A 21,078-nucleotide genomic window follows, 5' to 3' on the forward strand; every position below is an offset into this window, starting at 1 on the left:
TGATCGGTAGGTGCGGCGTCCGGTCACTCGCCGGGCCACTCCGGCTTGCGCTTCTCGTTGAAGGCGGCGACGCCCTCGGCTCGGTCCCCGGAGAAGGCGGTCGCCCGCCATGCGGCGTCCTCGACCTCCAGGCCGGCCCGCAGGTCGAGCCCCTGCCCGAGCCGCATCGCCTTCTTGGCGTTGCGCAGGCCGACGGGCGAGTTGGCGGCAATCCGGGCCGCGAGCGCGAGCGCCTCGGTGCGGGCATCCTCCGCAAGCACGTCCACAAGCCCCAACTCCCGCGCCTCGCCCGCCTCCACGCGACGCGCGGTGAACACCAGCTCCGCAGCACGAGCCGCGCCCACCCGCCGCGGCAGCAACTGGGTCCCTCCGCCGCCGGGAATGACCCCTACGGACACCTCGGGCAGCCCGACGACGGCGGTGGCGTCGGCGACGATCACATCGCAGGAGAGCGCGAGTTCGAATCCGCCGCCGAGGGCGAAACCGTGCACGGCGGCGACGGTCGGCATGGGCAGCTCCAGCACACCGGTGTACGCACCACGGGCGGTCGGCCGCTGACGCACGAGGTCGGCGTCGGAGAAGGAGTTGCGCTCCTTGAGATCGGCGCCCACGCAGAACGCCCGCTCGTGGCTGGAAGTCAGCACGGTGACCCGTACGTCCCGGTCGGCCCCGAGCGCGTCACAGGCCTCGCGGATGGACCGTGCCATCTCGGTGGACACGGCGTTCATGGCCTTGGGCCGGTCGAGCACGAGCTCGGCGACGTGCCCCTGCTCGTGCCTGCGCACGACGACGAACTCCCCGAACCGCTGCTCGGACTCCGACATGACGGCCACCCTCCCGGTTAACGCTGGTTCACGGGGATCATAGGTGGTGCGGGTCGGCACAGGTCAGCCCTCGGGCGACCCGAGGACACCGCACGAAACGCGGCCCCCGCGCCGTCAGGGCAATGGGCGGCGCGAGAGGAGCCAGGGCTCCACGACGCCCAGACCTCGCACCGGCCGCTGCCACATCGGCTGCAGCGCGAACCGGTACGGCGAGGGCTCCTCGCTCTCCTTCTCCGCCGCGGCCGCCTCCGTCTCCGACGCCGGTGCGTCGCCCGTCCGGACCAGCTCCTCCGCGAACGCCCCGTCCACCAGCACCGCGTCCTTCGGCGCTATCGACGTCAGCCGGCTCGCCAGATTCACCGTCGTACCGAAGACGTCGCCCATCCGGGTCGTGACGGTGCCGAACGCGATGCCCACGCGCAGCGCGGGCATCGTCTCGTCCTGCGTCATCGCGTCGATCAGGCGCAGTGCGATCTCCGCAGCCGTGCGGGCGTCGTCCGCCGCGTACAGGACCTCGTCGCCGAGAGTCTTGATCAGCCGGCCGCCGTGCGCGGCGACGAGATCCGCGCAGGTGGTCTCGAAGGATTCGACGAGCTCGCCCAGCTCCTCCTCCTCCAGGCGGCGGGTCAGCCGTGTGAAGCCCACGAGGTCCGCGAAGCCGACGGCGAGCCGGCGGTCGACCATCTCCTCGTCGTCGGCGGCCTGCACCACCCGTCCGGTCGCCGCGGCGAGCTGCCGCCGCCAGACGTAGACGAGGAACTCCTCCAGCTCCGGCAGGAGCAGCTCGACGAGGGGGTAGGTGACCTCGGTGCGGGTCATGCCGGGCTCGGGCGGCTCGGTCAGGCCCTCCAGGAAGGAATCGATCTGCCATTCGGCCAGTCGGGCGGTGGTCTGCCCGGTGGAGCGGGCCACCTGGATCGCCATCGGCTCGCTGAGCAGGCCCGCCTCGACGAGACCGGCGAGCCGTCGCAGGGCCAGCACGTCCGCCTCGGTGAGCGCCTTCGCCTGGCCGATGTCGGCGAAGCCCATGGCCCGCCAGAACCGGGAGGCGAGCTCCATGGAGACGCCGGCGGTGCGGGCCGCCTGGAAGGGGGTGTAGCGCCGCTCGGCGCCGAGGATCAGCTGTTCCAGCCGGATCGCCAGCGGGTCGACGCTCGGCTCCACTGTGTGATCGACCTCGTGGTGCGGCGGGTGCACGGGCCCCGAGGAACCCGACGAGGAGTCCGACGGCGGCTGCGCGCCCGCGCCGGTGGTGTCGTCGACGGTCACCAGCCGCCTCCTGCCCGTTCCCTGCGCATTCCCTGCCGATCTGTCGCTCGATCGCCTCAACGATACGGCAGGTGTGCCCCAGCTCACGTCCCGGCGACGGACCCCGTTCGGACCGATTCGGATCGGAATCAGGTCACTCCCGGCGCCTCCGTCGCCCGTGTCCGTGCGTCGCGTCAGTCCGCCGTCCTCAGGTGCACGATGTCGCCCGCGCTCACCGCGATTCGCTCCCCGGCACCCGCGCCGCCCTCGCCCGCGCTCCGGATCACCAATCGGCCGTCGCCGTCCAGCGCGACCGCCTCACCGGTGACCGTCCGCCCGCCGGGCAGCTCGGCGCGCACGGTGCGGCCCAGGGTGGCGCACCCCGCCGCGTACGCCGCCTGGAGTCCGGAGGCCGCGGGGTCGCCGCCGGCGGCACGCCAGTCGCCGTACCACTTCTCCAGCGCACGCAGAACGGCCCGCAACAGCGGGTCGCGGTCGGTGGAGACCGCGTTCGCGAGGCCGAGGGAGCCCGCGCCGGGTACGGGGAGTTCCTCGGCGTGCAGGGACACATTGATGCCGATGCCGAGCACGACCGCGTCGTCCCCGGCGCGCTCGGCGAGGATGCCGCCGGTCTTGCGTTCCTCGCCGTCCACAGTCACGAGGAGGTCGTTGGGCCACTTGAGGGACAGGTCGGTGCCGGCGGCCCGTGCGAGGCCCGTCGCCGCGGCGACCCCGGCGAGCAGCGGAAGCCATCCCCAGCGCTCGACGGGCACGTCCGGGCCGGGCCGCAGCAGTACGGAGAAGAACAGACCCGAACGCGCGGGCGCGGTCCAGCTGCGGTCGAGCCGGCCGCGGCCGGCGGTCTGCTCCTCGGCGATCAGGACTGCGCCCTCCGGCAGGGACGCCGCACGCGCGGCGAGGTCGGAGTTCGTGGAGCCGGTCGCCGGGACGACGTCCAGGGAGGTCCACAGGCTGTCGGGGACGAGGAGGGCGCGGCGCAGCGCGGCGACGTTCAGCGGGGGCCGGTCGAGGTCGGACCAGGGGCTCTCGGGCGCATTGTCTGGCGTCATGCAACCCAGGTTAGGTGTGGCAAACGCCGCACTGCTGAACGGTATCCGCGCCGATACGCTACGAGTCAGTAGCAACGGAACCCATCATCGACTTCCGTTACCGTCCCCGTGACCAGCCAGGGAGCCGCATCCCGATGTCCGAGCCGGAAGCAATCGACATCCACACCACCGCGGGAAAGATCGCGGATCTTCAGCGCCGTATCGAAGAGGCGACGCACGCCGGCTCCGCACGCGCCGTGGAAAAGCAGCATGCGAAGGGCAAGTTGACCGCCCGTGAGCGCATCGACCTGCTGCTCGACGAGGACTCGTTCGTGGAGCTGGACGAGTTCGCGCGTCACCGCTCGACCAATTTCGGCCTGGAGAAGACCCGCCCGTACGGCGACGGTGTCGTCACCGGTTACGGGACGGTCGACGGCCGGCCCGTCGCCGTCTTCTCGCAGGACTTCACCGTCTTCGGCGGTGCTCTCGGCGAGGTGTTCGGACAGAAGATCATCAAGGTGATGGACTTCGCGCTGAAGACCGGCTGCCCGGTCATCGGCATCAACGACTCCGGCGGCGCGCGCATCCAGGAGGGTGTCAGCGCGCTCGGCATGTACGGCGAGATCTTCCGCCGCAACACCCATGCGTCGGGCGTCATTCCGCAGATTTCGCTGGTCGTCGGCCCGTGCGCGGGCGGCGCGGTCTACTCCCCCGCGATCACCGACTTCACGGTGATGGTCGACCAGACGTCGCACATGTTCATCACCGGCCCGGACGTCATCAAGACGGTGACGGGCGAGGACGTCGGCTTCGAGGAGCTCGGCGGCGCACGCACGCACAACACCACCTCCGGTGTCGCCCACCACATGTCGGGCGACGAGAAGGACGCGATCGAGTACGTCAAGTCGCTGCTGTCGTACCTGCCGTCCAACAACCTCTCCGAGCCGCCCGCGTTCCCGGAGACCTCGGACACCGCGGTGAGCGACGAGGACCGCGAGCTGGACACGCTCATCCCGGACTCGGCGAACCAGCCGTACGACATCCGCACCGTCGTCGAGCACGTGGTGGACGAGGGCGAGTTCCTGGAGACGCAGGCGATGTTCGCGCCGAACATCGTGACCGGCTTCGGGCGCGTGGAGGGCTTCCCCGTCGGCATCGTGGCCAACCAGCCGATGCAGTTCGCCGGCTGCCTGGACATCAACGCCTCGGAGAAGGCGGCACGTTTCGTCCGCACCTGCGACGCGTTCAACGTGCCGGTGCTGACCTTCGTGGACGTGCCGGGCTTCCTGCCGGGCGTCGACCAGGAGTACGGCGGCATCATCCGGCGCGGCGCCAAGCTGATCTACGCGTACGCCGAGGCGACCGTCCCGCTGATCACGATCATCACGCGCAAGGCGTTCGGCGGCGCGTACGACGTCATGGGCTCCAAGCACCTGGGCGCCGACCTCAACCTGGCGTGGCCGACGTCGCAGATCGCGGTCATGGGCGCGCAGGGCGCGGTCAACATCCTGCACCGCAGGACGATCGCCGCCGTCGAGGGCGCCGAGGAACAGGAGGCGACCCGCGCGCGGCTGATCCAGGAGTACGAGGACGCGCTGCTGAACCCGTACACGGCGGCCGAGCGTGGCTACATCGACGGGGTCATCATGCCGTCGGAGACGCGCACGCAGATCGTGAAGGGGCTGCGTCAGCTGCGGACCAAGCGGGAAAGCCTGCCGCCGAAGAAGCACGGCAACATCCCGCTCTAGGAGGGACTGCTCGATGATCAAGGTCGTACGAGGAAACCCGACCCCGGAGGAGCTGGCCGCCGCACTGGCGGTGGTCCAGGCGCGTGCGGCGGCGAGCGCGGCGGCGGCGGGGACGGATGCGCCGGCACTGCCGGAGGGCTGGTCGGACCCGGCCCGCATCGCGCGCAGCCGCAGGCCCCAGCCGGGGCCACGGTCGTGGGCACGCAGCTACTGGCCGCTCTGAGGCCACTGACGGCTGTTGTACGGGAAGGGCCGGGCCCGCGTTGGGGGGCCCGGCCCTTCCGCATGCCTCGACGGTTGAGTACGCGTACTCAGGCGCAAAGCGCCCTGCACCCGCAGGATCGAAGGCATGCTCTGGTCCGACCCGAAGAACGAACCCCCCGAGGAACTGCGCGCGATGCAGGCCATGCTCCGGCGTGCGGGGGTTCTGCTGGCGCTGGCCATGGTGGTGGCGATGGTGGCGGCCGGGGTCCGCTGACGCGCGCTGCGCGCGATGCTCCTGGACTCCGCCCGGCCCCCTACCCGCCCGCCGGGCGGTGGCCGGGGCGTGCCCCCGCGGCCGACGGACGGGGGGAACCATGGGCGTGGAGCCTGCCGCCGACTCTCCACCGCCGCGGCAGCCGTGTGCGGGGCCGCCGCCGGCGGACGCGAGGGAGCCATGGGCGTGCAGCGTCGCCGACTCACCACAGCCGCCGGCAGCCGTGCGCGGGCCCTGCGGCCCGGCAGCCACGCCGGTGCCCACGGACGAACCCCGGGGCCTGCCCCCGGCTCGCGGACGCGAGGGAACCATGGGTCTAGCGCCGGCCGCCGACTCGCCACCGCCCCGGGCAGCCGTATGTGCGGGGCCTGCCGCCCGGCAGCCACGCCGGTGCCCACGGACGAACCCAGGGGCATCCCCCGGCAAGGCTCGATGCCCGCTGGGGACTGGCCTCCAGCGGGAGCGGCAGTTTCGGCCCGTCCGGCGTTGCCGGAGCACCGCGACGGGTTCGTTCGTCGGGCCGCGGCGATTCCAGCCCGTCCCGTCCACGGGTCGCCCCACGGCCTCCACACGGGGCACGCCGCGCGCGTGAAGCGCGGTACGGGGCCCGGGGCTTGCCCCGGTTTCGGGGAAGGGCAGGGAGGGGAAATGGCGGCGCCCCGGCGCCTACCATGGCCCCCATGACCTCCGCAGCGCCCCGTCTCGTCCTCGCCTCCGCCTCCCCCGCCCGGCTGAACCTGCTCAAGCAGGCCGGGATGCACCCGGAGGTCGTCGTCAGCGGCGTCGACGAGGACGCCCTCAACGCACCGACCCCCGCCGAGCTCGCGCTGGTACTCGCCGAGGCCAAGGCCGACGCCGTCGCCGCGCGGCCCGAGGTTGCCGGGGCACTCGTCATCGGGTGCGATTCCGTGCTCGAGCTGGACGGGCAGGCGCTCGGCAAGCCCGCCGACGCCGAGGAGGCGACCGCCCGCTGGAAGGCGATGCGCGGGCGGGACGGCGTGCTGCAGACCGGGCACTGCGTGATCGACACCGCGACCGGCCGTCGCGCGGCGGCGACCGCGTCCACGACCGTGCGGTTCGGCGAGCCGACGGACGCCGAGGTCGCGGCCTACGTGGCGAGCGGCGAACCGCTGCACGTGGCGGGCGCGTTCACCCTCGACGGACTCTCCGCGCCGTTCATCGACGGCATCGACGGCGACCCGGGCAACGTCATCGGGCTCTCACTGCCGCTGCTGCGCACGCTGCTGGGCGAGCTCGGCTTCTCGATCACCGACCTTTGGGTCTGAAGACCTGCGCACCCGGCCGACCGGACCGCGCCGGCCCTCCGTCACGCAGGCGCCGCGCCGTCCGTCGAGGGGGAGGGGGCCGGGCCCGACGCGGCCGGCTCCGCCGGCTCCTTGCCGTACGCGATCAGCGACAGCACCACCAGCCCGAGCACCAGCATCATGTACGTGAATGCCGGCCAGCCGACCAGACCCACCGTCAGTGCGCCCAGTACACCGTGCACGACGGCGCAGGCGATCAGCAGAATGCGGGTGAAGCGGCCGGGTGCCCGGTCGCGTATGCCCATCAGGAGCAGCAACACGCCGCACGCCGCGAGGAACAGCCCCGAGCCGATACCCATGGCCCACGTGCCGGCGACCATCGCGTCCGGGTCCAGGCCGTCGAGGGACATCTGCTGCCCCTCGACGAAGCGGGCCATGATGCCGTTGAGCACGACGATGCCGACGGCCTCCACCAGCAGGACAAGCGCAGCCACCACGGCCACCGGTCTGCGCACCACGGCGCCCCCAACCCCTCGTCACCGGACGTACGTACGACAGCGTGAACGCTACTGACCGGTAAACGCCGGGACAAGAGGTGTGCACACTCGACCACATCGCAAAGAATCATTGGGCCATTCGTAGGGACTCGACAAAGAATCGCGATCGGCCGCTGACCTCAACAACAGAGACCTTGACCACACCTGAGGGCTACTGTGCGAGGAAGGATCCCGTCGTACCGTGGTGCGACAAGGGATTTCGCGATCGAGCGAGCCTCGAATCACGCTCCGTGTGGGCAAGCTCACCATTGGGGACGGGTCGAAAGGCCGTGTCGGCAGTCCCTAAACTCAGCTTGTTTCAAGGAGGGAGCCATCGTGCGCAAGGTGCTCATCGCCAACCGTGGCGAAATCGCTGTCCGCGTTGCCCGTGCCTGCCGGGATGCCGGGATCTCGAGCGTAGCCGTCTACGCCGACCCGGACCGGGATGCTCTGCATGTCCGGGCAGCCGACGAAGCGTTTGCCCTGGGCGGTGACACCCCGGCCGCCAGCTATCTGGACATGGCCAAGGTGCTTCAGGCCGCGGCCGATTCGGGAGCGGACGCCGTCCACCCCGGATACGGCTTCCTGTCCGAGAACGCCGAGTTCGCTCAGGCGGTCCTCGACGCGGGCCTGACCTGGATCGGCCCGCCGCCACAGGCGATCCGCGATCTGGGTGACAAGGTCGCCGCCCGTCATATCGCGCAGCGCGCCGGTGCGCCGCTGGTCGCGGGAACGCCCGACCCGGTCTCGGGGGCCGATGAGGTCGTCGCGTTCGCCCAGGAGCACGGTCTGCCGATCGCGATCAAGGCCGCCTTCGGCGGCGGCGGCCGCGGTCTGAAGGTCGCCCGCACCCTGGAAGAGGTGCCGGAGCTGTACGACTCGGCGGTCCGCGAGGCCGTCGCCGCGTTCGGTCGGGGCGAGTGCTTCGTCGAGCGTTACCTGGACAAGCCGCGTCACGTCGAGACCCAGTGCCTCGCCGACTCGCACGGCAACGTCGTGGTCGTCTCTACGCGTGACTGCTCGCTGCAGCGCCGCCACCAGAAGCTGGTGGAGGAGGCCCCGGCGCCGTTCCTGTCGGACGCTCAGAACGCCGAGCTGTACGCCGCGTCGAAGGCGATCCTGAAGGAGGCCGGCTACGTCGGCGCCGGCACGGTCGAGTTCCTCGTCGGCGTGGACGGCACGATCTCCTTCCTGGAGGTCAACACCCGTCTGCAGGTCGAGCACCCGGTCACCGAAGAGGTCACCGGCATCGACCTGGTGCGCGAGATGTTCCGTATCGCCGACGGCGAGGAGCTGGGCTACGACGACCCGGCGGTGCGCGGTCACTCCTTCGAGTTCCGCATCAACGGTGAGGACCCGGGCCGGGGCTTCCTGCCCGCGCCCGGCACCGTCACCACGTTCCGCGCGCCGACCGGCCCGGGTGTCCGCCTCGACGCGGGGGTCGAGTCCGGCAGCGTCATCGGCCCGGCGTGGGACTCCCTCCTCGCCAAGCTGATCGTCACCGGCGCGAGCCGTGAGCAGGCACTGCAGCGCGCGGCGCGTGCTCTCGCGGAGTTCGAGGTGGAGGGCATGGCCACGGCCATTCCGTTCCATCGTGCGGTCGTGGCGGACCCGGCGTTCACCGCGGACCCGTTCACGGTGCACACGCGCTGGATCGAGACCGAGTTCGTCAACGAGATCAAGCCCTTCACCGTGCCGGGTCAGGAGGAGGAGGACGAGACCGGCCGCGAGACCATCGTCGTCGAGGTCGGCGGCAAGCGTCTCGAGGTCTCGCTGCCCTCGTCGCTGGGCATGACGCTGGCGCGCACGGGCCTGGCGGCGGGTGCGAAGCCGAAGCGCCGTGCGGCGAAGAAGTCCGCGTCGGCGGCCTCCGGCGACACGCTCGCCTCGCCGATGCAGGGCACGATCGTCAAGGTCGCGGTCGAGGAGGGCCAGCAGGTCACCGAAGGCGACCTGATCGTCGTCCTCGAGGCGATGAAGATGGAGCAGCCGCTGAACGCGCACCGCTCCGGCACGATCAAGGGCCTGTCGGCCGAGGTCGGCGCCTCGCTGACGTCGGGCGCGACGATCTGCGAGATCAAGGACTGACGCCCCGCTGCTCGTCGAAGGGCCCCGGCACCTGTGCCGGGGCCCTTCGCGTCTGTCCCTGCGGCGCCCGGCGCGATGCGCGTGGGGCCATCGCCGGGTTGATCCGGAACGCGTCCGGCATCCTTGACGACGTGACGGACACCAGGCCCAAGCGCGCGGATGCGCGCCGCAACTACGAGCGACTGCTCACCGAAGCCCGCGCGGCGTTCGCGGAGCACGGCACCGACGCGTCACTGGAGGAGATCGCGCGCCGCTCGGGCGTGGGCATCGGCACGCTTTACCGCCACTTCCCGAACCGGCACGCCATGATGAACGCGGTCTTCCAGGAGGCCCTGTCGGCGCTGCTGGAGCGCTCGCGTGAACTGGCGGGCGCGGACAGGCCGTGCGAGGCGCTCGTGGAGTGGCTGCGCGCCATCATCACTCATGCGGGTGAGTACCGAGGCCTGGCTCAGGCGCTCATGTCGGCGTCGCACGACGAGAGTTCCGCCCTGGCGGGGTGCAGCGTCCCGATGCGCGGGGCCGGCGAGCGCCTGCTGGTCCGGGCCCAGGAGAGCGGCGCGGTCCGTACCGATGTGTCGATCGGCGATCTGATGCAACTGACGAACGCGATCGCGCTGGCGGCGGAACAGACCCCGGAGGACAGCGGGTTGGCGGACCGGCTGCTGACGCTGACGCTGCGGGGGCTGAAGGCGGGCTGACACCGTCCGGGACATGACCGCCGGGGCCGCGTCGCGGAGCGCGCGGCGCCGGTCGGCATCCGCCCCGGGCAGCGTCAGCGGCGGCGCAGGTCCGCCACCCGTGAGGCGGCACGGTCCGGGAGCGGCTCCGGCGCCAGGGAGCCGGGCGCGGCGCGCAGCCCGGAGCGGGTGCGGCGCTGGCCGGGGAGGGGGACGTCGTGGTGTGCGGGGGCCGTGGCGGTGCCCGCTCCGGCGACCGCGATCTGCACTCCCTGGTCGGCCAGCGCCTGGAGCTCCGTCGCCGCCCGGTCGTCGTGGACCGGCGGCTCGTCCGTGACCAGGCGGGTGATGACATCCGTCGGCACCGTCTGGAACATGGTGTCGGTGCCCAGCTTGGTGTGGTCCGCCAGGACCACGACCTCGGCCGCTGCCTGCACCAGCGCCCGGTCCACGCTCGCCGAGAGCATGTTGGACGTGGACAGGCCCCGCTCGGCGGTCAGACCGCTGCCGGACAGGAACGCGCGGGAGACCCGCAGACCCTGGAGGGACTGTTCGGCGCCACTGCCCACCAGGGCGTAGTTGGAGCCGCGCAGCGTCCCGCCGGTCATGACGACTTCGACGCGGTTGGCGTGCGCCAGCGCCTGCGCCACCAGGAGGGAGTTGGTGACCACGGTCAGGCCGGGGACGCGGGCGAGGCGGCGCGCGAGCTCCTGCGTCGTCGTCCCGGCGCCGACCACGATGGCCTCGCCCTCTTCGACGAGGCCCGCGGCGAGATCGGCGATGGCCGTCTTCTCCGCGGTCGCGGACAGGGATTTCTGCGGGAAGCCGGATTCGCGGGTGAAGCCGCCCGGCAGTACCGCACCGCCGTGGCGGCGATCGAGGAGTCCTTCTGCCTCCAGTGCCCGCACGTCCCGCCGTACGGTCACTTCGGAGGTCTGGACGACGCGGGCGAGCTCCCGGAGCGACACGGCTCCGTTGGCGCGCACCATTTCGAGGATCAACTGACGACGTTCTGCAGCGAACACGAAACTGACAGTAACCCCACCGCCCGTCAGTTTTCAGCTCTATGCGCCGGATAGCGGAAATTGCGCATTTGAGAGGCCGCCAAGTGGTATAGGCGGCCTCTCGATTGATCGTTTCGCGGGTGGAGTGCCCGGGGTTCGCCGGGTTTCGTCCGTCGCCCCGGGCGGTCAGCCCTCGCCGGTGGCCTTGCGGGTGTGCAGCTGGCGTGCCACTTCGGCGATCGAGCCCGACAGAGACGGGTACACGGTGAAAGCGTTTGCGATCTGTTCCACCGTCAGGTTGTTGTCGACCGCGATCGAGATGGGGTGGATCAGTTCCGAGGCGCGCGGCGATACGACCACGCCGCCGACCACGATGCCCGTGCCCGGCCGGCAGAAGATCTTCACGAAGCCGTCCCTGATGCCCTGCATCTTGGCACGCGGGTTGCGCAGCAGCGGCAGCTTGACGACACGGGCGTCGATCTTGCCCGCGTCCACGTCCGCCTGCGAGTAGCCGACCGTGGCGATCTCCGGGTCGGTGAACACGTTCGCCGACACCGTCTTCAGGTTCAGCGGCGTGACCGCGTCGCCGAGGAAGTGGTACATCGCGATACGGCCCTGCATCGCCGCAACCGACGCGAGCGCGAAGATGCCGGTCACGTCGCCTGCCGCGTACACGCCCGGGGCCGAGGTGCGCGAGACCTTGTCGGTCCAGATGTGTCCCGAGTCCTTCAGCCGGACCCCGGCCTCCTCCAGGCCCATGCCCGCGGTGTTCGGGATCGCACCGACAGCCATGAGGCAGTGCGAGCCGGAGATGACCCGGCCGTCGGAGAGGGTGACCTCGACCCGGTCGCCCACGCGTTTGGCGGACTCGGCGCGGGAGCGGGCCATCACGTTCATGCCGCGGCGACGGAAGACGTCCTCCAGGACCGCGGCGGCGTCCGGGTCCTCACCCGGCAGCACGCGGTCGCGGGAGGAGACGAGGGTGACCCGGGAGCCGAGGGCCTGGTACGCACCCGCGAACTCGGCGCCCGTGACACCGGAACCGACCACGATGAGCTCCTCGGGGAGCTCGGTCAGGTCGTACACCTGCGTCCAGTTCAGGATGCGCTCGCCGTCGGGCAGGGCGTCGGGGATCTCGCGCGGGTGGCCGCCGGTCGCGATCAGCACGGCGTCCGCGGTGAGCGTCTCCTCGCTGCCGTCGGCGGCACGCACGATCACCGTGCGGGAACCGTCCATCGCCTGCTGGCCGTCCAGCCGGCCGCGGCCGCGCATCACCCGGGCACCGGCCCGGGTGACGGAGGCGGTGATGTCGTGGGACTGGGCGAGCGCGAGGCGCTTGACGCGGCGGTTGACCTTGCCGAGATCGACACCGACGACGCGGGCGGCCTGCTCGATGTGCGGGGTGTCGTCGGCCACGATGATGCCGAGCTCCTCGTAGGAGGAGTCGAAGGTCGTCATGACCTCGGCGGTGGCGATCAGGGTCTTGGACGGTACGCAGTCGGTCAGCACCGACGCCCCGCCCAGACCGTCGCAGTCGACGACGGTCACCTCCGCGCCGAGCTGGGCCGCCACCAGGGCCGCCTCATATCCGCCTGGTCCGCCACCGATGATCACGATCCGGGTCACGAAAAAGTCCGCCTCGCATTGTCGATCCCGGCCCGCCTGCCCGCTCTGCCGGGGGTCCGGGGCTGTCCCCCGGGGAATGCAGTACGTACTTCATTGTCCCGCACCGGGTAAGCGTTCTCGCCCCGGGGGCGGCATACGGCCGCAACCACGGCAGTTGCCCCGCCGGGGTCCTCCACGGGCCCCTTTCGCAGCACTGAGGTCGGCAGCCTCACCCCGCGCTCCCGTACCCTCGATCCCATGTCGCTCTACGCCGCGTACGCCGGCAACCTCGACGCGCGGCTGATGTCACGCCGCGCCCCGCACTCACCGCTGCGCGGCACCGGCTGGCTCAACGGCTGGCGGCTGACCTTCGGCGGGGAGCAGATGGGCTGGGAGGGAGCGCTGGCCACGATCGTGGAGGCACCTCGCTCCCAGGTCTTCGTCGCGCTGTACGACATCGCCCCCATGGACGAGGACTCGATGGACCGCTGGGAGGGTGTCGGTCTCGACATCTACCGGCGTATGCGGGTCCGGGTGCACACCCTGGACGGCGAGGAACCCGCCTGGGTGTACGTACTGAACGCCTACGAGGGCGGACTGCCGTCCGCGCGCTATCTGGGCGAGCTCGCCGACGCGGCGGAGTCCGCGGGCGCCCCGCACGACTACGTGATGGAGATGCGCAAGCGGCCGTGCTGACCGGCCCCGGCCGGGCCGCACACCACGTCGCGGCAGCTGGTGACGCAGTCGTGGCGCAACATCCGGGTGACACGCGCCGGTCGTTCGTCGGAAACGACAAGGCAACGATCCGATCGTCGTGCGCTGCGTCATCTACGCGCGTAGGGATCCTCGGGTTACCCTCATCGGCGTGAACGCATCTGTGAATCCGGACCTCGTCGGCGCACTCGCCGACCCTCATGCCGCGGCCGACGCCGCCGCCGCGCGGCTGCGCGAGCTGACCGGCACCGAGACCCATGACGTCGCCCTGGTGATGGGCTCCGGCTGGGCACCTGCCGTCGATGCGCTCGGCGCGCCCGAGGCCGAGTTCCCCGTCACCGAGCTGCCCGGCTTCCCGCCCCCGGCGGTCGAGGGCCACGGCGGCAAGGTCCGCTCGTACCGCATCGGCGCGAAGAGGGCGCTGGTCTTCCTCGGCCGTACACACTTCTACGAGGGCCGGGGCGTCGCGGCCGTGGCGCACGGCGTGCGCACGGCGGTGGCCGCGGGCTGCAAGACGGTCGTGCTGACGAACGGCTGTGGCGGCCTGCGCGAGGGCATGCGTCCGGGTCAGCCGGTGCTGATCAGCGACCACATCAACCTGACGGCCACGTCGCCGATCATCGGCGCGAACTTCGTCGACCTGACGGACCTCTACTCGCCGCGGCTGCGAGCGCTGTGCAAGGAGGTGGACGAGACGCTGGAGGAAGGCGTGTACGTCCAGTTCCCCGGCCCGCACTACGAGACCCCGGCCGAGATCAACATGGTCCGCGTGCTGGGCGGCGACCTGGTCGGCATGTCCACGGTCCTGGAGGCGATCGCGGCCCGCGAGGCGGGCGCGGAGGTGCTGGGCATCTCGCTGGTCACGAACCTGGCGGCGGGCCTGACGGGTGAGCCGCTGAACCACGAGGAAGTGCTGCAGGCGGGCCGCGACTCGGCCGCGCGGATGGGCGAGCTGCTGACGCGGGTGCTTGAGCGCATCTGAGGTCGGGGGTGGGGACGCGGGGCGCGGACGGCGCGTCTGCCGCGCGGTGTGCGCCCGGTGTCCTCGCACCCCTGCGGCCCGGTGGCCGCGCTCCCGCCCCATGACCGGGTCCCCCCGGGCCCCAACGGCCTCCGCCCTTGCTGAACACGGGACCGGCTGCTGCGGGCCGGCGGGCCGTCGCTCCGGTCCGGTGCGGCCTCGGCAGGGCCGGCACCGGCCGTACCGAGGGCATCCGGCTGATGGGCGATCAGCATCGCCCGGGTGCGCCGGCGGGGGCCGGCACCCGGTCCGCCCCGGGCGGGACGGCCTCACGAGGCCGGTCAACCACCCGGCCGGCGACCCGTCGCGGGACGCCCCCATGAGCCCGGTCGGGCGGCAGCGGTGACCTGGGGCGTCGCACCGGCCACCACCAGCCCCTCCGGGGAGACCCCTGTGCCAGCGGGAGATCGGGGCCCGTCGGTGCCGGGGCGAAGGCCCCGGCCACCCGCCGCGGAACGGCGAATTGCAGGGCGCGCGCGCCCCGGGCGCGCACACTCGACGTAGTCGGAGACGAGAGGCGGAGCAAACGTGCAGCAGAACCTCATCGCGCGGGCCAAGGCATGGCTCGCGGAGGACCCGGACAGTGAGACCCGGGACGAACTCGCCAAGCTCATCGAGGCGCAGGACCTCGACGAACTGGCCGACCGGTTCGGCGGAACGCTGCAGTTCGGGACCGCCGGCCTGCGTGGCGAGCTGGGAGCCGGGCCCATGCGGATGAACCGCGCCGTGGTCATCCGGGCCGCCGCCGGTCTCGCCGCGTACCTGAAGGCGCAGGGCCGGGGCGACGGCCTCGTCGTCATCGGATACGACGCGCGCTACAAGTCCGCGGACTTCGCACGCGACACCGCCGCGGTCATGGTCGGCGCCGGCCTGCGTGCCGCCGTGCTGCCGCGTCCGCTGCCGACGCCCGTACTGGCCTTCGCCATAAGGAAGTTGGGCGCAGTCGCGGGTGTCGAGGTCACCGCGAGCCACAATCCGCCGCGCGACAACGGCTACAAGGTCTACCTGGGCGACGGCTCGCAGATCGTGCCGCCCGCCGACGTGGAGATCGCCACCGCGATCGACGCGATCGCCGGCCTCGCCGACGTACCGCGTGCCGAAGAAGGCTGGGAGACGCTCGGGGACGAGGTCCTGGAGGCGTACCTGGAGCGGACGGACGCCGTGCTGACCGCCGGCTCGCCGCGCACGGCCCGTGTCGTGTACACCGCGATGCACGGCGTGGGCAAGGACGTGCTGACCGCCGCGTTCGGTCGCGCGGGCTTCCCCCCGCCGGCCCTGGTCGCCGAACAGGCCGACCCGGACCCCGCGTTCCCGACCGTCGCCTTCCCCAACCCGGAGGAGCCGGGAGCGATGGACCTTGCGTTCGAGGCGGCCCGTGCCGTGGCCCCGGACGTCGTCATCGCCAACGACCCCGACGCCGACCGCTGCGCCGTCGCGGTGCCCGACGAGGGGGTCGAGGGCGGCTGGCGGATGCTCCGCGGCGACGAGGTCGGCGCGCTGCTCGCCGCGCACCTCGTGCGCAAGGGCGTCTCGGGCGTCTTCGCCGAGTCGATCGTGTCCTCGTCACTGCTGGGCCGGATCGCGCAGGCGGCAGGGCTGCGGCACAAGGAGACGCTGACGGGCTTCAAGTGGATCGCCCGCGTCGACGGGCTGCGCTACGGCTACGAGGAGGCGCTCGGCTACTGCGTCGACCCCGAGGGCGTACGCGACAAGGACGGCATCACGGCCGCGCTGCTCGTCGCCGAGCTGGTCTCGGAGCTGAAGGAGCAGGGCCGTACACTCTCCGACCTGCTGGACGACCTCGCCGTCGAGCACGGACTGCACGCCACCGACCAGCTGTCGGTGCGCGTCGAGGACCTGGGGATCATCGCGAACGCGATGCGCGCGCTGCGTGAGCGGCCTCCGGTGACGCTGGCGGGGCTGCGTGTCACGAGCGCGGAGGATCTGACGCAGGGTACGGACGAGCTCCCGCCGACGGACGGCCTGCGCTACTACCTGGACGGCGAGTTCACGGCCCGCGTCATCGTCCGCCCGAGCGGCACGGAGCCCAAGCTGAAGTGCTACCTGGAGGTCGTCGTCCCGGTCGCGGACGCGAGCGGCCTGGAGTCGGCGCGCGAGCGGGCGGCGGAGGTGCTGTCGGGCATCAAGCGGGACCTGTCGACGGCGGCGGGCATCTGACGCCGTCCCCTTGCGGGGGGTGGGTGCGCGGGGGCCGGTTGTGGGTGCGGGGCCGGGGGCTGGGCCCTCGTTGGCCTGACGCGCGCGGTCCGGCCCTGCCGGGGGGCTGGTGGTGGGTGCCGGGGGCCGGGGCCTCCGGAGGGCGGTGCCCGGACTGCTTTCCCGTACTTGCGCTCCCCTGCTCACGACGCCTTACGTCCGGGCACCCCCCTCCTCCGGCCCCGTCCCCCTCACGCCGGACTCAACCGTTGCGGCCAGTGGTCGCCCCACGGGCAGGGGTGACTCCTCGTCCGGGGGCGAGTGCGGACAGCCGCTCACCGGGCGGGAGCGAGACAACCGGACCGGGGAGGGGGACGCGCAGGGGACGTGTTCGGGACGTAAGGCGTCGTGAGTCTGGAGTGGGGCAAGTATGGGAAACCAGTCCCGGACATGCCCCCGGAGCGGCATCCGGACGCCGAACCACACGGACCCGGCCACGCACGAAGCGCGCACCCGGCCCCGGCCACGCACAAGCACACGCCGTGACGCCACGGACCCGGCCACGCTCGGCAGCGTGAGCCCGGAGGGCTAGATCGCGAGCAGGACCGCCAGCAGGATCACGCCCGCCGCCGCCGGGCCCACCACCTCGTACGCCCAGCGGATCTGGGGGGCGCCCTGCGCCGACGGGGCCGTGGCGTGGCGTTCCGCCATCTCGCGGAGGTCCGCGACCGTCTGGTCCGCCGGCGCCTTCGTCGGTTCGTCGACCGACGTGGCCGACGCCGCCCCCCGCCCGCCACGCGCAGCGCCCCGCTCCGCCTGCATCTGCCGCCGCACCGCCCGCTTGCGCTGCCGCAGCGAGACCGGGATCGCCCAGAGCTGGTACTTCGCGCCTTCCTGCGTGAAGATCTCGCTCGAGTAGCCGGCCCGTACGTCCGCGACCGCCGCCCACGGCAGCGTGATCGTGCGGAACGGGTTCCGGATCCGCACGCGGTCGTCGTTGACGAACACCGCGGGCCGCAGCGTGAACGCCACGATCAGCGGCACCGCCAGCAGCGCGACCGCCAGCGCCACCCACGGGGTGCGGCCCTCGCCGTGTACGAAGGCGTCGATGAGCATCCAGGCGATGAGCGCGAGCAGCAGCACACCGCCCGCCAGCGCGGCGGGCGAGCGGAAGATCCGGTCGGCGTAGGTCGGCTCGGCAGGCTGCTGGGGGGTCGTCATGCTTTCGATTCTGCCGTACGCCCCGCTCGTCCGGCGGAGGGGAGTGCGCCGGGCCCACGCCACCGCGACCCTCTCGTGACCGACGCGGAACACCCGGCCCCCTGTACAGGTCGCTACGCGCGTAGATATGCTCATCTGGTGACCATGCCCACCATTGCACCAGCATTCGCCGACGTGACAGCGTCCGACGGCTCGCTGCGCCGCTTCCTGCACGGGCTGCCCGGCGTCGACGCCGTCGGCCTCGAAGCGCGCGCCGCGTCCCTCGGCACCCGTTCGATCAAGACCACGGCGAAGGCGTATGCCATCGACCTGGCCATCTCGATGATCGATCTGACGACGCTCGAAGGCGCGGACACCCCGGGCAAGGTCCGGGCGCTCGCCGCCAAGGCGGTCAATCCCGACCCGACCGACCGCAGCACCCCGACGACCGCCGCGGTCTGCGTCTATCCCGACATGGTGGCGACCGCCAAAGCCGCCCTGAAGGGCTCCGACGTCAAGGTCGCCTCCGTCGCCACCGCCTTCCCGGCCGGCCGCGCAGCCCTCGACGTGAAGCTCGCGGACACCCGTGACGCCGTCGCCGCCGGGGCGGACGAGATCGACATGGTGATCGACCGCGGCGCCTTCCTGGCCGGCAAGTACCTGAAGGTGTTCGAGGAGATCCGGGCCGTCAAGGAGGCCTCCGGCAGCGCCCGGCTCAAGGTCATCTTCGAGACCGGCGAGCTCTCCACGTACGACAACATCCGCCGCGCCTCCTGGCTCGGCATGATCGCCGGAGCCGACTTCATCAAGACGTCGACGGGCAAGGTGGCGGTCAACGCCACCCCGGCGAACACCCTGCTCATGCTCGAAGCCGTTCGCGACTTCCGGGAGCAGACTGGAGTGCAGGTGGGCGTGAAGCCCGCAGGCGGCATCCGCACCAGCAAGGACGCGATCAAGTTCCTCGTGATCGTCAACGAGACGGCGGGCGAGGACTGGCTGGACAACCACTGGTTCCGCTTCGGCGCATCGAGCCTGCTGAACGACCTGCTGATGCAGCGGCAGAAGCTCGCCACCGGCCGCTACTCCGGCCCCGACTACGTGACGGTGGACTGATCATCATGGCTTCCGTATTCGACTACGCACCCGCTCCCGAGTCGCGGTCGGTCGTCGACATCGCACCGTCGTACGGCCTGTTCATCGACGGCGAGTTCACCGACGCCGCCGACGGCAAGGTCTTCAAGACCGTCTCGCCGTCGAGCGAGGAGGTCCTCTCCGAGATCGCCCAGGCGGGCGCGGAGGACGTGGACCGCGCCGTGAAGGCGGCCCGCAAGGCGTTCGGCACCTGGTCGGCGCTGCCCGGCGCCGAGCGTGCGAAGTACCTGTTCCGTATCGCCCGGATCATCCAGGAGCGCAGCCGCGAGCTGGCCGTCCTGGAGACCCTGGACAACGGCAAGCCGATCAAGGAGACCCGCGACGCGGACCTCCCGCTGGTCGCGGCGCACTTCTTCTACTACGCGGGCTGGGCCGACAAGCTCGACCACGCCGGTTACGGCCGGGACCCGCGCCCGCTCGGCGTCGCGGGCCAGGTCATCCCCTGGAACTTCCCCCTGCTGATGCTGGCGTGGAAGATCGCCCCGGCTCTCGCCACGGGCAACACGGTCGTCCTGAAGCCCGCCGAGACGACCCCGCTGTCGGCACTCTTCTTCGCGGACATCTGCCGCCAGGCCGGTCTGCCGAGGGGCGTCGTCAACATCCTTCCCGGTTACGGGGACACGGGCGCCGCGCTCGTCGCCCATCCCGACGTGAACAAGGTGGCCTTCACCGGCTCGACCGCCGTCGGCAAGGCCATCGCCCGTGAGATCGCCGGTACGAAGAAGAAGGTCACCCTGGAGCTGGGCGGCAAGGGCGCCAACATCGTCTTCGACGACGCCCCCATCGACCAGGCCGTCGAGGGCATCGTCAACGGCATCTTCTTCAACCAGGGGCAGGTCTGCTGCGCGGGCTCGCGCCTCCTCGTCCAGGAGTCGATCCAGGACGAGCTGCTGGATTCGCTGAAGCGCCGGCTGTCCACGCTGCGCCTCGGCGACCCGCTGGACAAGAACACCGACATCGGTGCGATCAACTCCGAGGAGCAGCTCTCCCGGATCACCACGCTGGTCGAGGCCGGTGAGGCGGAGGGCGCCGAGCGCTGGTCGCCTGCGTGCGAGCTGCCGACCTCCGGCTACTGGTTCGCGCCGACGCTGTTCACGAACGTCACCCAGGCGCACACGGTCGCCCGGGACGAGATCTTCGGCCCGGTGCTGTCCGTGCTGACGTTCCGTACGCCGGACGAGGCGGTCGCCAAGGCCAACAACAGCCAGTACGGCCTGTCCGCCGGCATCTGGACGGAGAAGGGCTCCCGCATCCTCGCGGTGGCGAACAAGCTCCGCGCGGGCGTGGTGTGGGCCAACACGTTCAACAAGTTCGACCCGACCTCGCCGTTCGGCGGCTACAAGGAGTCGGGCTTCGGCCGCGAGGGCGGCCGCCACGGTCTGGAGGCCTACCTCGATGTCTGATTCGCGCCTCAGTGTCTTCAAGACCTACAAGCTGTTCGTCGGGGGCAAGTTCCCCCGCAGCGAGAGCGGGCGGGTGTACGAGGTGACCGACTCCAAGGGCAACTGGCTGGCCAACGCGCCGCTCTCCTCACGCAAGGACGCACGTGACGCGGTCGTCGCGGCACGCAAGGCGTTCGGCGGCTGGTCGGGCGCGACGGCCTACAACCGTGGCCAGATCCTCTACCGCGTCGCCGAGATGCTGGAGGGCCGCAAGGCCCAGTTCGTGCGCGAGGTCGCCGACGCCGAGGGCCTGTCCAAGTCGAAGGCCGCGGACGTCGTCGACGCCGCGATCGACCGTTGGGTCTGGTACGCGGGCTGGACCGACAAGATCGGCCAGGTCGTCGGCGGGGCGAACCCGGTCGCGGGCCCGTTCTTCAATCTGTCCACACCCGAGCCGACCGGCGTCGTCACCATCGTGGCGCCGCAGAAGTCGTCGTTCCTCGGTCTGGTGTCGGTGCTCGCCCCGGTGATCGCCACGGGCAACACGGCGATCGTCATCGCGTCCGAGAACTCCCCGCTGCCCGCCCTGTCGCTGGGCGAGGTGCTCGCCACGTCCGACCTGCCGGGCGGTGTGGTCAACGTGCTCTCCGGCCGTACGGCGGAGATCGCGGCCCCGCTGGCCGCACACCAGGACGTGAACGGCATCGACCTGACGGGCGCCGACGAAGTGCTGGCCAAGGAGCTCGAGATCGCGGCGGCAGACAACCTCAAGCGTGTTCTCCGTCCACAGGCTGTGGATTTCTCGGCGGACCCTGGCACGCATCGCCTGACGTCGTTCCTCGAGACCAAGACGGTCTGGCACCCCACCGGTTCGCTGGGCGCATCGGGTTCGGCGTACTGAGCCGCGCCCCCACCGCCGAAGCCCCCTCG

At 71.6% G+C, this 21,078-nt stretch carries 19 protein-coding genes; 12 read left to right on the forward strand and 7 right to left on the reverse strand.

Features of this window, described 5'->3' with window-relative positions; translation table 11 throughout:
* Nucleotides 1-23: 23 nt before the first annotated feature.
* From AC067Z_RS26270 to AC067Z_RS26280, 3 genes are all read right to left on the reverse strand, one after another.
* Nucleotides 24-824 (reverse strand): enoyl-CoA hydratase/isomerase family protein, encoded by an 801-nt coding sequence (locus AC067Z_RS26270; protein ID WP_478792063.1) that lies wholly within the window; start codon nt 822-824, stop codon nt 24-26.
* Nucleotides 825-938: 114 nt separating this feature from the next.
* Nucleotides 939-2,093, reverse strand: coding sequence for an adenylate/guanylate cyclase domain-containing protein (locus AC067Z_RS26275; RefSeq protein WP_478792064.1), 1,155 nt, complete (start codon nt 2,091-2,093; stop codon nt 939-941).
* Nucleotides 2,094-2,266: 173 nt separating this feature from the next.
* Entirely contained in the window at nt 2,267-3,142 is an 876-nt protein-coding gene (locus AC067Z_RS26280; protein WP_478792065.1) for a biotin--[acetyl-CoA-carboxylase] ligase, read from the reverse strand.
* Between the two features lie 134 nt (nt 3,143-3,276).
* Between AC067Z_RS26280 and AC067Z_RS26285 the strand changes: the two genes are divergently transcribed.
* From AC067Z_RS26285 to AC067Z_RS26300, 4 genes are all read left to right on the forward strand, one after another.
* The gene (locus AC067Z_RS26285) at nt 3,277-4,869 is read left to right on the forward strand and encodes an acyl-CoA carboxylase subunit beta (protein ID WP_478792066.1); all 1,593 of its coding nucleotides are present in this window, start codon (nt 3,277-3,279) and stop codon (nt 4,867-4,869) included.
* A gap of 13 nt (nt 4,870-4,882) precedes the next feature.
* Nucleotides 4,883-5,092, forward strand: a complete 210-nt coding sequence (locus tag AC067Z_RS26290; protein ID WP_478792067.1) for an acyl-CoA carboxylase epsilon subunit — start codon at nt 4,883-4,885, stop codon at nt 5,090-5,092.
* A gap of 126 nt (nt 5,093-5,218) precedes the next feature.
* Complete coding sequence (gene mmpB / locus AC067Z_RS26295) at nt 5,219-5,347, forward strand: morphogenic membrane protein MmpB (protein WP_478792068.1); 129 nt, start codon at nt 5,219-5,221, stop codon at nt 5,345-5,347.
* Nucleotides 5,348-6,018: 671 nt separating this feature from the next.
* Nucleotides 6,019-6,633 (forward strand): Maf family protein, encoded by a 615-nt coding sequence (locus AC067Z_RS26300; RefSeq protein ID WP_478792069.1) that lies wholly within the window; start codon nt 6,019-6,021, stop codon nt 6,631-6,633.
* 41 nt (nt 6,634-6,674) lie between these two features.
* Here AC067Z_RS26300 and AC067Z_RS26305 read toward each other — a convergent pair whose 3' ends face one another.
* The gene (locus tag AC067Z_RS26305; protein WP_478792070.1) at nt 6,675-7,130 is read right to left on the reverse strand and encodes a hypothetical protein; all 456 of its coding nucleotides are present in this window, start codon (nt 7,128-7,130) and stop codon (nt 6,675-6,677) included.
* Between the two features lie 354 nt (nt 7,131-7,484).
* On the opposite strand from AC067Z_RS26305, the gene AC067Z_RS26310 reads away from it, so the two are divergent.
* The gene (locus tag AC067Z_RS26310) at nt 7,485-9,236 is read left to right on the forward strand and encodes an acetyl/propionyl/methylcrotonyl-CoA carboxylase subunit alpha (RefSeq protein ID WP_478792071.1); all 1,752 of its coding nucleotides are present in this window, start codon (nt 7,485-7,487) and stop codon (nt 9,234-9,236) included.
* Nucleotides 9,237-9,367: 131 nt separating this feature from the next.
* Nucleotides 9,368-9,934 carry a TetR/AcrR family transcriptional regulator gene (locus tag AC067Z_RS26315; RefSeq protein WP_478792072.1) on the forward strand — a complete coding sequence of 189 codons (567 nt, stop codon included), beginning with the start codon at nt 9,368-9,370 and terminating at the stop codon, nt 9,932-9,934.
* Between the two features lie 74 nt (nt 9,935-10,008).
* Here AC067Z_RS26315 and AC067Z_RS26320 read toward each other — a convergent pair whose 3' ends face one another.
* Nucleotides 10,009-10,902: a DeoR/GlpR family DNA-binding transcription regulator gene (locus AC067Z_RS26320; protein ID WP_478792185.1), complete on the reverse strand. Its 894-nt coding sequence runs from the start codon at nt 10,900-10,902 to the stop codon at nt 10,009-10,011.
* A gap of 201 nt (nt 10,903-11,103) precedes the next feature.
* Entirely contained in the window at nt 11,104-12,543 is a 1,440-nt protein-coding gene (locus AC067Z_RS26325) for an NAD(P)H-quinone dehydrogenase (RefSeq protein ID WP_478792073.1), read from the reverse strand.
* Nucleotides 12,544-12,780: 237 nt separating this feature from the next.
* Here AC067Z_RS26325 and AC067Z_RS26330 point away from each other — a divergent pair, with 237 nt between their 5' ends.
* The 3 genes from AC067Z_RS26330 (at nt 12,781) to AC067Z_RS26340 (ending at nt 16,435) form a co-directional block, all read left to right on the forward strand.
* The gene (locus AC067Z_RS26330) at nt 12,781-13,218 is read left to right on the forward strand and encodes a gamma-glutamylcyclotransferase family protein (RefSeq protein ID WP_478792074.1); all 438 of its coding nucleotides are present in this window, start codon (nt 12,781-12,783) and stop codon (nt 13,216-13,218) included.
* 169 nt (nt 13,219-13,387) lie between these two features.
* Nucleotides 13,388-14,218: a purine-nucleoside phosphorylase gene (locus tag AC067Z_RS26335; protein WP_478792075.1), complete on the forward strand. Its 831-nt coding sequence runs from the start codon at nt 13,388-13,390 to the stop codon at nt 14,216-14,218.
* Between the two features lie 567 nt (nt 14,219-14,785).
* Nucleotides 14,786-16,435, forward strand: coding sequence for a phospho-sugar mutase (locus AC067Z_RS26340; RefSeq protein WP_478792076.1), 1,650 nt, complete (start codon nt 14,786-14,788; stop codon nt 16,433-16,435).
* Nucleotides 16,436-17,002: 567 nt separating this feature from the next.
* Here the strand turns inward: AC067Z_RS26340 and AC067Z_RS26345 are convergent.
* The gene (locus tag AC067Z_RS26345) at nt 17,003-17,635 is read right to left on the reverse strand and encodes a PH domain-containing protein (RefSeq protein ID WP_478792077.1); all 633 of its coding nucleotides are present in this window, start codon (nt 17,633-17,635) and stop codon (nt 17,003-17,005) included.
* 144 nt (nt 17,636-17,779) lie between these two features.
* Here AC067Z_RS26345 and deoC point away from each other — a divergent pair, with 144 nt between their 5' ends.
* Genes deoC through AC067Z_RS26360 form a run of 3 tightly spaced genes read left to right on the forward strand, consistent with a single transcriptional unit; the run spans nt 17,780 to nt 21,049 of the window.
* Complete coding sequence (gene deoC, locus AC067Z_RS26350; RefSeq protein WP_478792186.1) at nt 17,780-18,727, forward strand: deoxyribose-phosphate aldolase; 948 nt, start codon at nt 17,780-17,782, stop codon at nt 18,725-18,727.
* A 5-nt stretch (nt 18,728-18,732) separates the two neighbouring features.
* Nucleotides 18,733-20,169 (forward strand): aldehyde dehydrogenase family protein, encoded by a 1,437-nt coding sequence (locus tag AC067Z_RS26355; RefSeq protein ID WP_478792078.1) that lies wholly within the window; start codon nt 18,733-18,735, stop codon nt 20,167-20,169.
* Nucleotides 20,162-21,049, forward strand: a complete 888-nt coding sequence (locus AC067Z_RS26360; protein WP_478792079.1) for an aldehyde dehydrogenase family protein — start codon at nt 20,162-20,164, stop codon at nt 21,047-21,049. The genes AC067Z_RS26355 and AC067Z_RS26360 overlap by 8 nt, the downstream gene beginning before the upstream one ends.
* The last annotated feature ends 29 nt before the right edge of the window (nt 21,050-21,078 follow it).

It is taken from the genome of Streptomyces sp. NPDC043812 (assembly GCF_056436245.1).

Bases quoted from the DNA above. Each gene is read 5' to 3' on its own strand.
- deoC (WP_478792186.1), top strand. From the start codon at position 17,780: ATGCCCACCATTGCACCAGCATTCGCCGACGTGACAGCGTCCGACGGC.
- AC067Z_RS26320 (WP_478792185.1), bottom strand. From the start codon at position 10,902: ATGGTGCGCGCCAACGGAGCCGTGTCGCTCCGGGAGCTCGCCCGCGTC.
- AC067Z_RS26280 (WP_478792065.1), bottom strand. From the start codon at position 3,142: ATGACGCCAGACAATGCGCCCGAGAGCCCCTGGTCCGACCTCGACCGG.
- AC067Z_RS26300 (WP_478792069.1), top strand. From the start codon at position 6,019: ATGGCCCCCATGACCTCCGCAGCGCCCCGTCTCGTCCTCGCCTCCGCC.
- AC067Z_RS26360 (WP_478792079.1), top strand. From the start codon at position 20,162: ATGTCTGATTCGCGCCTCAGTGTCTTCAAGACCTACAAGCTGTTCGTC.
- AC067Z_RS26285 (WP_478792066.1), top strand. From the start codon at position 3,277: ATGTCCGAGCCGGAAGCAATCGACATCCACACCACCGCGGGAAAGATC.
- AC067Z_RS26290 (WP_478792067.1), top strand. From the start codon at position 4,883: ATGATCAAGGTCGTACGAGGAAACCCGACCCCGGAGGAGCTGGCCGCC.
- mmpB (WP_478792068.1), top strand. From the start codon at position 5,219: ATGCTCTGGTCCGACCCGAAGAACGAACCCCCCGAGGAACTGCGCGCG.
- AC067Z_RS26355 (WP_478792078.1), top strand. From the start codon at position 18,733: ATGGCTTCCGTATTCGACTACGCACCCGCTCCCGAGTCGCGGTCGGTC.
- AC067Z_RS26270 (WP_478792063.1), bottom strand. From the start codon at position 824: ATGTCGGAGTCCGAGCAGCGGTTCGGGGAGTTCGTCGTCGTGCGCAGG.
- AC067Z_RS26330 (WP_478792074.1), top strand. From the start codon at position 12,781: ATGTCGCTCTACGCCGCGTACGCCGGCAACCTCGACGCGCGGCTGATG.
- AC067Z_RS26345 (WP_478792077.1), bottom strand. From the start codon at position 17,635: ATGACGACCCCCCAGCAGCCTGCCGAGCCGACCTACGCCGACCGGATC.